This window comes from Cedecea sp. NFIX57 (assembly GCF_900177785.1).
Classification (GTDB): domain Bacteria; phylum Pseudomonadota; class Gammaproteobacteria; order Enterobacterales; family Enterobacteriaceae; genus Cedecea; species Cedecea neteri_C.
This window is the reverse complement of the sequence record NZ_FXAS01000022.1, coordinates 44,161-58,070: the sequence shown is the minus strand read 5'-3', so window position 1 is coordinate 58,070 and position 13,910 is coordinate 44,161. Positions and strand designations below refer to the sequence as shown.

At 55.7% G+C, this 13,910-nt stretch carries 11 protein-coding genes; 7 read left to right on the top strand and 4 right to left on the bottom strand.

Annotation, left to right across the window (positions count from 1 at the left end; genetic code table 11):
- Positions 1–2: 2 nt before the first annotated feature.
- Positions 3–2,126, bottom strand: a complete 2,124-nt coding sequence (gene rlmKL / locus B9Y90_RS18145; protein WP_085542102.1) for a bifunctional 23S rRNA (guanine(2069)-N(7))-methyltransferase RlmK/23S rRNA (guanine(2445)-N(2))-methyltransferase RlmL — start codon at positions 2,124–2,126, stop codon at positions 3–5.
- A 103-nt stretch (positions 2,127–2,229) separates the two neighbouring features.
- Here rlmKL and B9Y90_RS18140 point away from each other — a divergent pair, with 103 nt between their 5' ends.
- Positions 2,230–3,345 (top strand): YcbX family protein, encoded by a 1,116-nt coding sequence (locus B9Y90_RS18140; RefSeq protein WP_085542101.1) that lies wholly within the window; start codon positions 2,230–2,232, stop codon positions 3,343–3,345.
- On the opposite strand, the gene zapC is transcribed toward B9Y90_RS18140, so the two are convergent.
- Both zapC and pyrD read right to left on the bottom strand, forming a co-directional pair.
- On the bottom strand, positions 3,342–3,884 hold the full coding sequence (zapC, locus tag B9Y90_RS18135; RefSeq protein WP_085542100.1) for a cell division protein ZapC: 543 nt from the start codon (positions 3,882–3,884) through the stop codon (positions 3,342–3,344). The genes B9Y90_RS18140 and zapC overlap by 4 nt on opposite strands.
- 153 nt (positions 3,885–4,037) lie before the next feature.
- Positions 4,038–5,048, bottom strand: coding sequence for a quinone-dependent dihydroorotate dehydrogenase (gene pyrD, locus B9Y90_RS18130; protein ID WP_039291554.1), 1,011 nt, complete (start codon positions 5,046–5,048; stop codon positions 4,038–4,040).
- Positions 5,049–5,295: 247 nt separating this feature from the next.
- Between pyrD and ssuE the strand changes: the two genes are divergently transcribed.
- Genes ssuE through ssuB form a run of 5 tightly spaced genes read left to right on the top strand, consistent with a single transcriptional unit; the run spans position 5,296 to position 9,551 of the window.
- On the top strand, positions 5,296–5,871 hold the full coding sequence (ssuE, locus tag B9Y90_RS18125) for an NADPH-dependent FMN reductase (protein ID WP_085542099.1): 576 nt from the start codon (positions 5,296–5,298) through the stop codon (positions 5,869–5,871).
- Positions 5,864–6,841 carry a sulfonate ABC transporter substrate-binding protein gene (locus tag B9Y90_RS18120; RefSeq protein WP_085542098.1) on the top strand — a complete coding sequence of 326 codons (978 nt, stop codon included), beginning with the start codon at positions 5,864–5,866 and terminating at the stop codon, positions 6,839–6,841. Before ssuE ends, B9Y90_RS18120 begins: the two co-directional genes overlap by 8 nt.
- A complete protein-coding gene (ssuD, locus tag B9Y90_RS18115) occupies positions 6,838–7,983 on the top strand; it encodes an FMNH2-dependent alkanesulfonate monooxygenase (protein WP_085542097.1) in 1,146 nt (381 codons plus the stop codon). The genes B9Y90_RS18120 and ssuD overlap by 4 nt, the downstream gene beginning before the upstream one ends.
- Before the next feature lie 9 nt (positions 7,984–7,992).
- Positions 7,993–8,784, top strand: a complete 792-nt coding sequence (ssuC, locus tag B9Y90_RS18110) for an aliphatic sulfonate ABC transporter permease SsuC (RefSeq protein WP_008461221.1) — start codon at positions 7,993–7,995, stop codon at positions 8,782–8,784.
- Positions 8,781–9,551 carry an aliphatic sulfonates ABC transporter ATP-binding protein gene (ssuB, locus tag B9Y90_RS18105; protein ID WP_085542096.1) on the top strand — a complete coding sequence of 257 codons (771 nt, stop codon included), beginning with the start codon at positions 8,781–8,783 and terminating at the stop codon, positions 9,549–9,551. The genes ssuC and ssuB overlap by 4 nt, the downstream gene beginning before the upstream one ends.
- Positions 9,552–9,636: 85 nt before the next feature.
- On the opposite strand, the gene pepN is transcribed toward ssuB, so the two are convergent.
- Complete coding sequence (pepN, locus tag B9Y90_RS18100) at positions 9,637–12,249, bottom strand: aminopeptidase N (RefSeq protein ID WP_085542095.1); 2,613 nt, start codon at positions 12,247–12,249, stop codon at positions 9,637–9,639.
- A 215-nt stretch (positions 12,250–12,464) separates the two neighbouring features.
- Here pepN and B9Y90_RS18095 point away from each other — a divergent pair, with 215 nt between their 5' ends.
- Positions 12,465–13,709, top strand: a complete 1,245-nt coding sequence (locus B9Y90_RS18095; RefSeq protein ID WP_085542094.1) for a hypothetical protein — start codon at positions 12,465–12,467, stop codon at positions 13,707–13,709.
- Positions 13,710–13,910 lie beyond the last annotated feature (201 nt).

Below are 13,910 nucleotides of genomic sequence, written 5' to 3'. Positions count from 1 at the left end.
TATTAATCCCGGGATTCGTGAGTGACTAACCAGCAGTTATGGATCTGGCGGTTGCGCGCAAAGTCCTGCGACTGCGTTTTTTGTGTGATTTCCTGTGCAACCAGGCCCAGCTCCGCCAGGCCGGCGAAGTCCATTTTGAAGCCACGTTTATTGTTGGAGAACATAATGGTGCCGCCGCGACGCAGCAGGCGCTTCAGATCTTTCATCAGCGCAATGTGGTCACGCTGCACGTCGAAAGAGTCTTCCATACGCTTGGAGTTGGAGAACGTCGGCGGGTCAATAAAGATCAGGTCGAACTGTTCGTCGCTGTCGCGCAGCCAGCCCAGGCAATCAGCCTGCACCAGGCGATGGGCGCGGCCAGTTAAGCCGTTCAGGCGCAGGTTACGCTCCGCCCACTCCAGATAGGTGCGGGACATATCTACCGTCGTGGTGCTTTTCGCTCCGCCCAGCCCCGCGTGCACCGTGGCACTACCGGTGTAGGAAAAGAGGTTCAGGAAGTCTTTGCCCTTGCTCATCTGCCCCAGCATGCGACGGGCAATACGGTGGTCGAGGAACAGACCGGTATCCAGATAGTCGGTCAGATTGACCCAAAGGCGAGCGTCGTATTCGCTCACTTCCATGAAATCGCCCTTCTCGCCCATCTTCTGGTACTGATTTTTGCCTTTCTGACGCTCGCGGGTTTTTAGCACCAGCTTGTTGGTCGGCAGCTCGAGCACCGCAAGCGTTGCCGCGATGACGTCAAACAGACGCTGGCGGGCTTTGTTTGGGTCGATGGTTTTCGGGGGCGCATACTCCTGCACCACGACCCAGTCGCCGTAGCGGTCAACCGCCACGTTGTAGTCAGGCAGATCGCCGTCGTACAGGCGATAACATTCGATGCCTTCCTGACGCGCCCACTTGTCGAGCTTCTTGACGTTTTTACGCAGGCGGTTGGCGTAATCTTCGGCAATCTGGCCACTGGCCGCGGCAACGCCAGCAGGGTTAGCCGCCAGCTGATAGTTTTTCTGTACGCAATCCAGCGGGCCGTTTTTCGCTTTAAACTGTCGGTCGGCGCGCAGCTGCAGGCAGCTCAGCAGTTCAGGGGAGGCGCTGAACAGCGACAGCTGCCAGCCACCGAACTGGTTTTTCAGGTGACGGCCCAGCAGGCTATGCAGGGCAATCAGCGCTGGCTCGCTTTCCAGACGTTCGCCGTATGGAGGGTTGCTGATAACCGTCCCCGCCGGGCCTTCCGGCAGTGGATTGACCAGGTTCGCCACATCTTTAACGTCGAAGCTAATCACGTCCGCCAGACCCGCACGGCGGGCGTTGGCACGGGCGCGTTCAATCACACGACTGTCGTTATCTGAACCATAGAAACGAGACTGATATTCAGTCAGGCCGCGACGGGCGCGAACCTGCGCTTCGGTTACCACCTCTTTCCAGACGTCAGCATCATGCTTCGCCCAGTTGAGGAAGCCCCAGTGCTTACGGTGCAAGCCTGGCGCACGATCGGTGGCGATCATCGCCCCTTCAATCAGCAGGGTGCCGGAACCGCACATCGGATCCAGCAGCGGGGTGCCGTGCTGCCAGCCGGAACGCATCACGATAGCCGCCGCCAGCGTCTCTTTAATAGGGGCCGCACCGGTTGCATCACGGTAGCCGCGCTGATGCAGGCCTTCGCCGCTGAGATCCAGGGCGATGCTGGCGGTATCTTTATTCAGCCAGACGTTAATGCGCAGGTCCGGCTGCTCGCGATCGACATCCGGACGCGGCAGGTTTTTACGGGTAAAGGAGTCAACAATCGCATCCTTTACCTTTAAGGCTCCATACTGGCTGTTGCGGATGGTTTCGTTCAGGCCACTGAAGTGCACGGCAAAGGTTGCACCCGGCCCGAACAGCGCCGGCCAGTCGATCGCCATCACCCCGAGATAAAGGTCGAGATCGCTGTAAACTTTGCATTCGCTGAGCGGCAGCAAAATGCGCGAAGCCAGGCGGCTCCACATCAGACTTTGATAGAGTAAACGAGTATCCCCCTGGAAATGTACGCCGCCCTGAACCACCTGGCAGCCCTGGGCCCCCAGGTTTTCTAGTTCAGTTTTTAACAGCTCTTCAAGCCCACGCGCCGTACTGGCAAACAGAGAATTCATATCGTCACTTATCAGGTAAAAAGAAAATTGTGGCGCATTATAGCTAATCCGCAACGCATGTCATAAAGTTGCCCTCTTATATTTACTTCCCACGGAGGGCGTCGTGATTACTCTGTCTCAACTTTATGTTCACCCGGTAAAATCCATGCGCGGCCTGGCTCTCTCCCACGCGCAGGCAGCCCCCAGCGGCCTGGCCTTTGACCGCATCTTTATGATTACCGAGCTGGATGGCACCTTTATTACCGCCCGCCAGCATCCGCAGATGGTGCTGTTCACTCCCGCATTCCTGCATGACGGCCTTTATTTATGCGCCCCGGACGGCAGCTCGGCCAGCATTCGCTTTGCTGATTTCGCCGCAACGCCGGAGCCCACCGAAGTCTGGGGCACGCACTTTACCGCGCTTATTGCTCCCGATGAAATTAATCAGTGGCTGAGCGGATTCTTCTCCCGTCCGGTGCAGCTGCGCTGGGTTGGCGAGCAGCCCACTCGCCGGGTGAAACGCCATGAAGAAGTGCCGCTCTCTTTTGCCGACGGTTTCCCTTATTTACTGACCAACGAAGCTTCGCTGCGCGACCTGCAAAACCGCTGCCCCGCCAGCGTTAAAATGACCCAGTTTCGCCCGAACATCGTGGTGACCGGTGCCTCTGCGTGGGCGGAGGATACCTGGAAAGTCGTGCGTATTGGCGGGGTGACTTTCGATGTGGCTAAACCCTGCAGCCGCTGTATTTTCACGACAGTTAGCCCGGAGCGCGGCCTGAAACATCCGAGCGGGGAACCGCTCAAAACGCTGCAGGGGTTCCGCACCGCGCAGGATAATAGTGGTGCAGTAGATTTCGGTCAGAACTTAATTGCCCGTAACAGCGGAGTTATTCGCGTGGGCGACGAACTGGAAGTCCTGGCCCACAGACCGGCGAATGTTTATGGCCCTGGCGAAGTGGTGGAAAACCTCGAACCTCAGAGCCAGCCTGAAAGCAGCGTCAATATTGACTGGGAAGGCACGACGTTCCAGGGCAATAACCAGCAAATTCTTTTGGAACAATTGGAAAACAAAGGGATCCGCGTCCCCTATTCCTGCCGGGCCGGGATCTGCGGAAGCTGTCGGATTCGGTTACTGAATGGCGAAGTGAAGGCATTGAAGAAAGGCGCGATTGGCGCGGACGGCACCATCTTATGCTGCAGCTGCGTGCCCGCAGGGAATGTGAGCGTGGCGCTGCGCTAAACGGCCTGATCGAGGCTGAGGCCACTGCTTAAAGGCTGCGGTTTCAGTCGGTCATTCATGACTTTAATGGCATCCCCTAGCTTCATGGTTCGGCCCGCTAACGTGAGCCCCTGCTGAGCAAGCAGGCAAAGCGCGGCGTTATCACCGGTTTCAACCACCAGCAGGTTAACCTGCTGCATATTTTCGCTTAGCCACACGCAGGCACCATCTCCGATACCCGGCTGCCAACAGTCCCCATGCGAGACAAAATGCCAGCTTTTCGGCATCTGCGGCTTGAGGAAGCGAATCGCGACCAGAGCGTTGAGCACCAGCTCGGCACGCTGTTCTTTCCCTAACGGTAAATCACGGCATTTTTCTTCAAAAGAAAAATAAAGTGCCGCATCATCCACACAAAAGCCTGAATTTTCAAAGGCATCCGGGGTTAGCATTTTGCGAGGAAAGCGCGAACGGAAAAGCATACCATTGGCCAAATCGAGCATCATTCGATCGTGCTCTTCATCGAAATACCAACGCCAGTTATCGTCCGGTTTTATTCGCATAATGCTTACCCTTCATTTATCCCGCTGCTGAATTGCTACTCAAATTCTCACCATATTAATAAAAGACCAATATGTTTAAATAAGCAACAGTAGCGGAATATAAAACAACCAGGGCTGAAAATAAAGCCCTGGTTGTCTGTAAAAGGTAAATGATCAGAGATGGGTAACGATTTCTTTAATCAGCGGTGGGCCTTTAAAAATGAAACCTGAGTATATTTGAACCAGTGAAGCTCCCGCTGCCATCTTCTCGCGAGCGGCGACGACTGAATCAATACCACCGACGCCGATAATCGGTAACCGACCATTTAATTCCTGAGACAGACGACGAATAATTTCCGTGCTTTTTAATTGCACAGGACGCCCGCTCAAGCCCCCGGTTTCATCGCAGTGCTTCATGCCCTGGACAAGGCTACGGTCTAAAGTCGTATTGGTTGCAATGACCCCGTCAATATTATGGCGAACTAAACTATCTGCCACCTGGATCAATTCCTCTTCAGAAAGATCCGGCGCGATCTTCACTGCCACAGGAACATATTTATGGTGGATCGCTTGCAGCGCTTGTTGCTTATTTTTAATGGCGCTTAAAAGATCGTCTAACGCTTCTCCGTATTGCAAGGTACGCAGCCCTGGCGTATTCGGTGATGAGATGTTGATCGCAATATAGCCAGCATATGGATAAATCTTATCCATGCAGATCAGATAATCATCTTTACCCTGTTCAACGGGGGTATCTTTGTTCTTGCCGATATTAATCCCGAGCACGCCGTCGAAATGCGCTTTTTTTACGTTTTCGACCAGGTTATCCACCCCGAGATTATTAAACCCCATGCGGTTAATCAGCCCTTCGGCTTCCACCAGACGGAAGATACGCGGCTTGTCGTTCCCCGGCTGCGGACGCGGCGTGACGGTGCCAATCTCAATGGAGCCAAAGCCCATCGCCCCGAAGGCATCAATGCATTCCCCGTTTTTATCCAGGCCCGCGGCTAAGCCCAGCGGATTCTTGAACGTTAACCCCATGCAGGTCACAGGTTTTGACGGCACGTTCTGACGCACCAGCCACTCAAGTGGCGTTCCGGTGACAAAGCGTAATTGCTGAAAAGTTAACTCATGAGCGCGCTCTGGATCGAGCTGAAAAAGGGCTTTACGAACGAAGGGGTAGTACATGAACTCTCCTGGATTCCCGGTGTGCAGACCGGGGCGTTATTATTCACGATCCCGGGGATGATTGGAATTGACCTGTCGCAAAAAAGCCTGAATAGAAGCAAACGTTTTCTTATCCGCCGCGCAATATGCGCTTTTTCGCAAATCTATCCCGGAAAAATCACTTAGCCACGGAAATCATCTCTGCGAGTATCACGCTAATTGTTATCAATGTTAGATAAAAGCAAACAATTAGTTATAAGGAGTCGTGATGCGTGTGATTACCCTGGCCGGAAGCCCTCGCTACCCGTCCCGTTCCAGCTCGCTGCTGGAGTATGCGCGGGAGAAGCTGAGCGCCCTGGATGTTGAAGTTTATCACTGGCACTTACAGAACTTCGCGCCGGAAGACCTGCTCTACGCCCGATTCGACAGCCCGGCGCTGCTGGCGCTCACCGAACAACTCAGCACCGCCGACGGCCTGATTATCGCCACGCCGGTCTACAAAGCCTCGTTTTCAGGGGCGCTAAAAACGCTGCTCGATTTGCTCCCCGAGCGTGCATTAGAGAAGAAGGTTGTTCTGCCTCTCGCCACCGGAGGTACCGTGGCGCATATGCTCGCCGTGGACTATGCCCTTAAGCCGGTGCTGAATGCGCTCAAAGCGCAAGAGATTCTGCACGGCGTTTTTGCCGACGACAGCCAGATAGCAGATTACCAGCACAAACCTCAGTTCACGCCCAACCTGCAAAAACGTCTGGACGAAGCGCTGGAAACCTTCTGGCAGGCTCTGCACCGCCGTGACTTTGCGGTCCCGTCGCCGTTTGACGCCCGGGGGGTGAGCCATGTTTAATCTGCTCAAACGCCGCTCTCCGTGGCTGGCATTTGCCGGCCTGCTCGCCTTTTCAACCTACAGCAATGCCTCAGACAGCAGCCCGGAACAGCTGCGCATTGGTTACCAAAAAGGCTCCGTCAGTATGGTGTTAGCCAAGAGCCACCAGCTCCTGGAGAAGCAATATCCGAACACCAAAGTCTCGTGGGTTGAGTTTCCCGCCGGGCCACAGATGCTGGAGGCGCTGAACGTCGGCAGCATTGATTTGGGGAGCACAGGTGATATCCCACCTATTTTCGCACAGGCCGCCGGGGCAGATTTGCTGTATGTCGGTGCCGAGCCGCCTAAACCGAAAGCGGAAGTGATCCTGGTCCCCGAAAATAGCCCCCTGAAAACCGTGGCGGATTTAAAAGGCCATAAGATTGCCTTCCAGAAAGGCTCCAGCTCCCACAACCTGGTTTTGCGCGCGCTGCAAAAAGCCGGACTGAAGTTTTCCGATATTCAGCCCGCTTACCTGACCCCCGCCGATGCCCGCGCGGCCTTTCAGCAGGGGAATGTCGATGCCTGGGCTATCTGGGATCCGTACTATTCGGCCGCACTGTTAAACGGCGGCGTTCGCGTCTTAACGGACGGCAGCGAACTGAACCAAACCGGATCGTTCTATTTAGCTTCCCGCCCTTATGCGGAAGCGAATGGCCCGTTTCTTCAACAGGTCCTGAAAACCTTTAGCGATGCCGATGCACTCACCCGCACGCAGCGGGCAGAAAGCGTCGCTCTGCTCGCCAAAACGATGGGCCTGCCGGAGGTGGTGATCGCCACTTATTTCGACCATCGCCCCCCTTCTGAAATTACGCCTGTCAGCGAGGCGACGGCCGCCAAACAACAAAATACCGCCGACCTGTTTTATGATAATCGCCTTGTTCCAAAGAAAGTCGATATCCGAACCCGCATCTGGCAACCCGCTGGCGCGACACAAGGAGCTAAGTCATGAGTCTTAACCTGTTCTGGTTTTTACCCACCCACGGTGATGGTCACTATCTTGGCAGCGATACGGGCGCGCGTCCGGTCGACTACGGCTATCTGCAGCAAATCGCCCAGGCCGCCGACCGCATCGGTTTCACCGGCGTGCTGATCCCGACCGGACGTTCCTGCGAGGATGCCTGGCTGGTCGCCGCCTCAATGATCCCGGTCACTCAACGACTTAAGTTCCTGGTCGCGCTGCGCCCGAGCGTTGTCTCCCCTACTCTTGCCGCTCGCCAGGCCGCCACGCTGGACCGCCTTTCCAACGGGCGGGCATTGTTCAACCTGGTGACCGGAGGTGACGCCGAGGAACTGGCTGCAGAAGGGGTATTTCTTGACCATGAAGAGCGCTATGAGGCCTCGGCAGAGTTTACCCGTATCTGGCGGCGCGTCCTCGAAGGCGAAACAGTCGATTACGACGGCAAGCACATCAAAGTGAAAGGCGCGAAGCTGCTCTATCCTCCGGTGCAGCAACCTCGCCCACCGCTATATTTTGGCGGTTCTTCCGACACCGCCCAGGATCTTGCGGCCGAGCAGGTTGACCTTTATCTGACCTGGGGCGAACCTCCCCATCTGGTAAAAGAAAAGATCGAGCAAGTGCGGGCGAAAGCTGAAGCGCAGGGGCGGCAGATTCGCTTTGGTATCCGTCTGCACGTTATCGTGCGGGAAACCAACGAAGAAGCGTGGCAGGCGGCAAACCGGCTTATTTCTCACCTCGATGACATCACAATAGCCAAAGCACAGGCCGCCTTTGCCCGCAGCGATTCGGTCGGGCAACAGCGTATGGCCGCCCTCCACGGCGGTAAACGAGACAAACTGGAAATCAGCCCGAATCTTTGGGCCGGTGTCGGTCTGGTCCGCGGCGGCGCAGGCACCGCGCTGGTGGGTGATGGACCCACCGTCGCGGCCCGCATAAACGAGTACGCCAACCTGGGTATCGACAGCTTTATTCTTTCCGGCTATCCGCACCTGGAGGAAGCCTACCGCGCAGGCGAGCTGCTGTTCCCCCACCTTGACGTGGCCATCCCTGAAATTCCTCAGCCGCGACAGGTTCAGGAAAAAGGCGAAGTTGTCGCTAACGACTTTATCCCGCGTAAAGTGGCGCAAAGCTAGGGAGGCACCATGCAAGCGTCCGTGCACAAAGTCTTGCTGCGCCTGGCCCCCTGGGCGCTGCCGGTGGCTATCGTTCTTCTCTGGCAATTAGCTTCGTCTGCAGGCTGGCTTTCCACCCGTATTTTGCCCTCTCCCGAGGGCGTAGTGCTGGCTTTCTGGAACCTCTCAGCCAGCGGTGAACTCTGGCAGCATCTGGCTATCAGTTCCTGGCGCGCAGTGATTGGTTTCAGCATCGGCGGATCGTTGGGTCTGATCTTAGGCCTGATCAGCGGCCTGTCGCGATGGGGAGAGCGCCTGCTGGACAGCTCTATTCAGATGCTACGCAACGTCCCACACCTGGCGCTGATCCCGCTGGTGATCCTGTGGTTTGGTATCGATGAGACGGCCAAGATCTTTCTGGTCGCGCTCGGCACGCTATTTCCGATTTACATCAATACCTGGCACGGCATCCGCAATATCGACCGCGGGCTGCTGGAAATGGCCCGCAGCTACGGCCTTTCCGGGTTTAGCCTGTTCGTGCACGTCATTCTGCCGGGCGCGCTGCCGTCCATTATGGTCGGCGTGCGCTTCGCTTTGGGCCTGATGTGGCTGACGCTTATTGTCGCCGAAACGATCTCGGCAAATTCCGGGATTGGCTATCTGGCGATGAATGCCAGGGAGTTTCTGCAAACCGATGTGGTGGTGGTGGCCATCGTGCTGTATGCGCTGCTGGGCAAACTCGCCGATGTCAGCGCCCGCCTGCTGGAACGCGTCTGGCTACGCTGGCATCCGGCTTATCAATTAAAGGAGGAGACGGTATGACAACTGCTCGTCTGAACCAGGGCACGCCGCTGTGGCTCAACGGCGTAAGCAAACGCTACGGCGATAAAATCATTCTCAATCAACTAGAACTGCGTATCCCTGCAGGGCAGTTCGTGGCGGTGGTCGGCCGCAGCGGCGGCGGCAAAAGTACGCTATTACGTCTGCTTGCCGGGCTGGAAAACCCTAATCACGGGGCGCTATTCGCAGGCAGTGCACCGCTGAGAGACAGTCAGGACGATACGCGGCTGATGTTTCAGGACGACAGGCTGCTGCCGTGGAAAACGGTGATAGATAACGTCGGACTCGGGCTTAAAAATAACTGGCGTGACGCGGCACTTCAGGCCCTTACCGCCGTAGGTCTGGAAAATCGGGCCAATGAATGGCCGGCGGCACTGTCCGGCGGGCAAAAGCAGCGTGTGGCGCTGGCGAGGGCGCTCATTCACCGCCCGCGTTTGTTGTTGCTCGACGAACCGCTGGGCGCGCTGGATGCCCTGACGCGTATTGAGATGCAGGAACTGATTGTTTCTTTGTGGCAGGAGCACGGTTTTACCGTACTTTTGGTCACCCACGACGTTAGCGAAGCCGTCGCCATGGCCGACCGCGTGTTGCTTATAGAAGAAGGAAAAATCGGCCTGGATCTCACGGTTGATTTACCGCGCCCGCGCCGCCTGGGATCGGTGAAGCTTGCGGAGCTGGAGGCTGAGGTGCTTGCCAGAGTGATGAAACGAGGTTCAGAGGAGCCGGCGCGCGCGGTGCGCACCGGCTGATTTTATACCCTCACCCCGTCCCTCTCCCTGGGAGGGAGAGGGGGAAACTTGCCGTTCCCTTCTGTCATTGGGAGAGGGACAGAACTTACGCCAGCGCTTTGGCGATTTTCTCGAACAGATCCCCGGACAAATTCTCCAGGCCTTTCAACTGCTCCAGCGCGGCACGCATCTTGGCCTGACGTTCTGCATCATAACGCTTCAGGCGAATCAGCGGCTCAACCAGACGAGAAGCAATTTGCGGGTTGCGGCTGTTCAGTTCGGTCAGCATCTCTACCATAAACTGGTAACCGCTGCCGTCTTTAGCGTGGAACGCGGCCGGGTTGGCTGAGGCAAACGCACCAATCAGAGAACGTACGCGGTTCGGGTTACCCAGACTGAAGGAACGGTGAGTCAGCAGCTCGCGAACCTTAGCCAGCGTGTTGCTGCCCGGGCTGGTTGCCTGCAGCACAAACCATTTGTCCATGACCAGGCCATCTTTGTGCCATTTCTCATCGTACTCAGCCAGCAACGCTTCACGGCATGGCAGTTGCGCGGCCACCGCTGCGGACAGCGCGGCGATAGAATCGGTCATATTGTCCGCCTGCTGATACTGCTCGCGTACCAGTTGCTCAGCAAGTTCAACGTCACCAAACGCCAGATAGCGCAGGCAAGTGTTGCGCAGCGCGCGCTTGCCGATATCACCGTGATCCACACGATAGCTGTCGAGCTTATTGGCGTTATAAATAGCCAGGAACTCATCAGCCAGCTCTGCGGCCAGGGTACGGGTCAGCGCCCCGTGAACCTCAGCAATGGCGATTGGATCGATGGTCTGGAACAGCTCGGCAATTTCATTCTGCGAAGGCAGCGTCAGGATCTCCGCGGCAAGCGCTGGATCGATCTTCTCATCCAGCAGAATGGCGCGGAATGCATCGGCCACGTGCAGCGGCAGAGAAAGCGGCTGCCCTTGCTGGCTGCGGTTCACGTTGATCTTGATGTAGTTGGCCAGCAGGCTCTGCGCCGCATCCCAGCGGGAGAAGTCGTTCCGTGCGTGGCGCATCAGGAACGTCAGCTGCTGGTCGCTCCATTTGTACTCGAGCTTCACCGGCGCAGAGAATTCACGCAGCAAAGATGGCACCGGCTGGAAGTAGACATTGTCGAAAACGAAAGTCTGCTCGGCCTGGGTCACGTTTAGTACGTGGTGCACCGGGTGACCGTCCTTCTGCAGCGGAATGACCTTCCCTTCGTTATCGTAAAGCTCGATATCAAACGGGATATGCAGCGGGTGTTTTTCCAGCTGTTCGGCGGTCGGCGGCGTCATCTGGCTGATAGTCAGCGTATAGTGCTCAGTTTCCGGGTTGTAGTCGTCGCGCACGGTGACAACCGGCGTCCCGGCCTGGCTGTACCAGCGGCGGAAATGAGACAGGTCAACGTTGGACGCGTCTTCCATTGCCTGCACAAAATCATCACAGGTTGCCGCGCTGCCGTCATGGCGTTCAAAGTAAAGCTGCATGCCCTTCTGGAAGTTTTCTTCACCCAGCAGCGTGTGCAGCATACGAATCACTTCTGAGCCCTTCTCATATACCGTCAGGGTATAGAAGTTATTCATTTCAATAACTTTGTCCGGGCGGATCGGATGCGCCATTGGGCTGGCGTCTTCGGCGAACTGCATCGCACGCATGGTGCGCACGTTCTGAATACGGTTAACTGCGCGAGACCCCAGATCGGAGCTGAACTCCTGGTCGCGGAAGACGGTTAGGCCCTCTTTCAGGCTAAGCTGGAACCAGTCACGGCAGGTGACGCGGTTGCCCGTCCAGTTGTGGAAGTATTCGTGGCCGATGACGCGTTCGATGTCGAGGTAGTCTTTGTCAGTCGCGGTTTCGGCTCGGGCCAGGACATACTTCGAGTTGAAGATATTCAGCCCTTTGTTTTCCATCGCGCCCATATTAAAGAAGTCAACGGCGACGATCATATAGATGTCGAGGTCATACTCCAGGCCGAAGCGGGTTTCGTCCCACTTCATAGACGCTTTGAGCGAGGTCATCGCCCAGTCAGCACGATCCAGATTCCCACGGTCAACAAACAGCTCCAGCGCAACGTCACGGCCAGAACGGGTTTTAAAGCTGTCGCGCAAGACGTCAAAATCACCCGCCACCAGCGCAAACAGGTAGCAAGGTTTTGGGAACGGATCCTGCCACTGCACCCAGTGACGGCCATTTTCCAGCTCGCCTTCGGCAATGCGGTTGCCGTTAGCCAGCAAATACGGATATTTGTTTTTGTCAGCGATGACTTTGGTCGTGAAGCGCGCCAGGACGTCCGGGCGGTCCAGGTACCAGGTGATGTGGTGGAAGCCTTCAGCTTCACATTGGGTACATAAGGCTTCGCCGGATTGATACAGTCCTTCAAGCGCGGTGTTGGTTGCCGGGCTGATTTCGTTCACAATCGTCAGCGTAAAGGCGTCAGGGACCTGCTCCAGAATGAGCGCGCCATCTTCCTGGCGATAGTGCGGCCAGGCGCTACCGTTTACGGCAATGGAAACCAGCGTGAGGTCTTCACCATCAAGATGCAGCGGGGCGCCCGCTTCGCCCTGACGGACAATTTTGCTAACTGCGGTGACCTGCGTTTTGGCGGCATCAAGGTCAAAGGTCAAATCGATATCGGTTATCGTATAATCCGCCGCGCGATAGTCGTGGCGATATTTGGCTTGTGGCTGTTGTGTCATAAAAAACCTTATACATCGTCCGTAAGATAACGAACTTCAGTCTATTCCTGTTGCCGGAATGTTGCTACGCAGAATCTTCATCTTTGGCGGCCGATAGCCCAAATTTTTTACCGCTTTATGCGGTATTACGCTTTTCTCTCCTGCACCTTCTGGCACGGAACTCTTCCATTTTCTCCGCCACTCAATGTCGCCCCTTCCTCCTGAGAGAGCTTAATATGCGTATTCCCCCTTCCGGCCCCATGGCTTTTCATCAGGCCGTTGCCCAAAACGATATTGCAACTATCCAAAAGCTAAGACAGCAGGGCTACAAACCTGTCGCCCTGGACCAGCACGGAAACTCGCCGCTGGATGCGCTGGCTAACCGCCGTGATATTGACGGCACTTCGCGGGCGCGGCTTTACCACAGCCTTTTGGCTTCGCTGAATCCCAGTGCGCCGCCGGGCTATATCAAGCCGGAAGCATTTCATGGCTCTCCCTGGGGCTTTGAAATATTACGCAGCGGCGCGCTGAAAGGCGGCGTGAACGATCCTAAAGGCGGTTCACAGTCGCTGGAGGGAAAAGTATTTTTCTCAGACAGGACGCGGGAATCGAGCAACAAATTTGAAACGCGTGAGAATCTTCGCCAGAAACCACGCGTGTACGCCAAAGGACTGGGCATTAAGCCCACCACCGTAGAGACGCGATCAAACCTGTATGTGCTGAGCAAAGCCATTAATCATACTTCTTCTGCCAGCCATTTCCCGGCCTCAACGTTGACGCTAAAAAGCAGCAATAATCTGGAAGAGGCGGTGTATGACAACCTGGTACGTCTTTTGTCGAATAGCGGTTATCGACTAAAAAAGGAAACACCGGAGCAAATCCTGCAGCAAACCGGCGTCCCGGCGCATATCAAATTCGTTGATAACAGCCATCCGCCTTCCGCGGAACAAACGCGGAAACTGATCGGTAGCGCCTTTCAGCGTATTGAAAACGAAATGGTGAGTGGGAAATTACCGTTCCTGAATCTGCTCAACGATGGGCAAACCCTGCCGCTGGTGTTTGGCTTCAGTAAAGTGAATAACCTGAAAACGCATACTATCCATAATTCGTTGAGCAACACCGCCTCGATGTTCAACTATCAGGCTGAAAATCATCCCCTGAGCGGGACGGCCAACGGCGGCAAGCTGAAAGAAATTGAAGTGAAATCCCTGGCCGATCTCGCCACGCTGACGCTTGCCTGTAAGGTACAAAACGTCGCGTTACCGAAAGACGCCCTGATTCGTATCAACCCCACCCCGAATGAAAAAAAACAGCATGGGCTGAAGGCTCTGTATCTGGATACATCCGCACTCGCCAGATTTAGTCACGCGCTGCTGGGGTCAGGCACAACGAATATGGGCAGAATGACGCTCGAACAACTTCAATCTCTGAATCACACCCTGCGTGAAAAAGCGGAGAACGGCAGTCTTCGCATTCGTTAATTGCCAGTACACATCGGCGGCCATTCACCGCCGGTGATTTCACTGAGAAAAGGATGTCGCACGTTTTGTTTAGTACTCTAAACACCATTTAATTCAAAGCATTGAACTACATTCTCGCGCTAAAGAGGCCATAAACCACTCCAGAGGCTGCCCCCCTATTGTTGTGATCCTGCTTCAATAAACAGATAATCAGGGTATACT

Bases quoted from the DNA above. Each gene is read 5' to 3' on its own strand.
- B9Y90_RS18095 (WP_085542094.1), top strand. From the start codon at position 12,465: ATGCGTATTCCCCCTTCCGGCCCCATGGCTTTTCATCAGGCCGTTGCC.
- ssuD (WP_085542097.1), top strand. From the start codon at position 6,838: ATGAGTCTTAACCTGTTCTGGTTTTTACCCACCCACGGTGATGGTCAC.
- ssuC (WP_008461221.1), top strand. From the start codon at position 7,993: ATGCAAGCGTCCGTGCACAAAGTCTTGCTGCGCCTGGCCCCCTGGGCG.
- ssuE (WP_085542099.1), top strand. From the start codon at position 5,296: ATGCGTGTGATTACCCTGGCCGGAAGCCCTCGCTACCCGTCCCGTTCC.
- zapC (WP_085542100.1), bottom strand. From the start codon at position 3,884: ATGCGAATAAAACCGGACGATAACTGGCGTTGGTATTTCGATGAAGAG.
- ssuB (WP_085542096.1), top strand. From the start codon at position 8,781: ATGACAACTGCTCGTCTGAACCAGGGCACGCCGCTGTGGCTCAACGGC.
- rlmKL (WP_085542102.1), bottom strand. From the start codon at position 2,126: ATGAATTCTCTGTTTGCCAGTACGGCGCGTGGGCTTGAAGAGCTGTTA.
- pepN (WP_085542095.1), bottom strand. From the start codon at position 12,249: ATGACACAACAGCCACAAGCCAAATATCGCCACGACTATCGCGCGGCG.
- B9Y90_RS18120 (WP_085542098.1), top strand. From the start codon at position 5,864: ATGTTTAATCTGCTCAAACGCCGCTCTCCGTGGCTGGCATTTGCCGGC.
- pyrD (WP_039291554.1), bottom strand. From the start codon at position 5,048: ATGTACTACCCCTTCGTTCGTAAAGCCCTTTTTCAGCTCGATCCAGAG.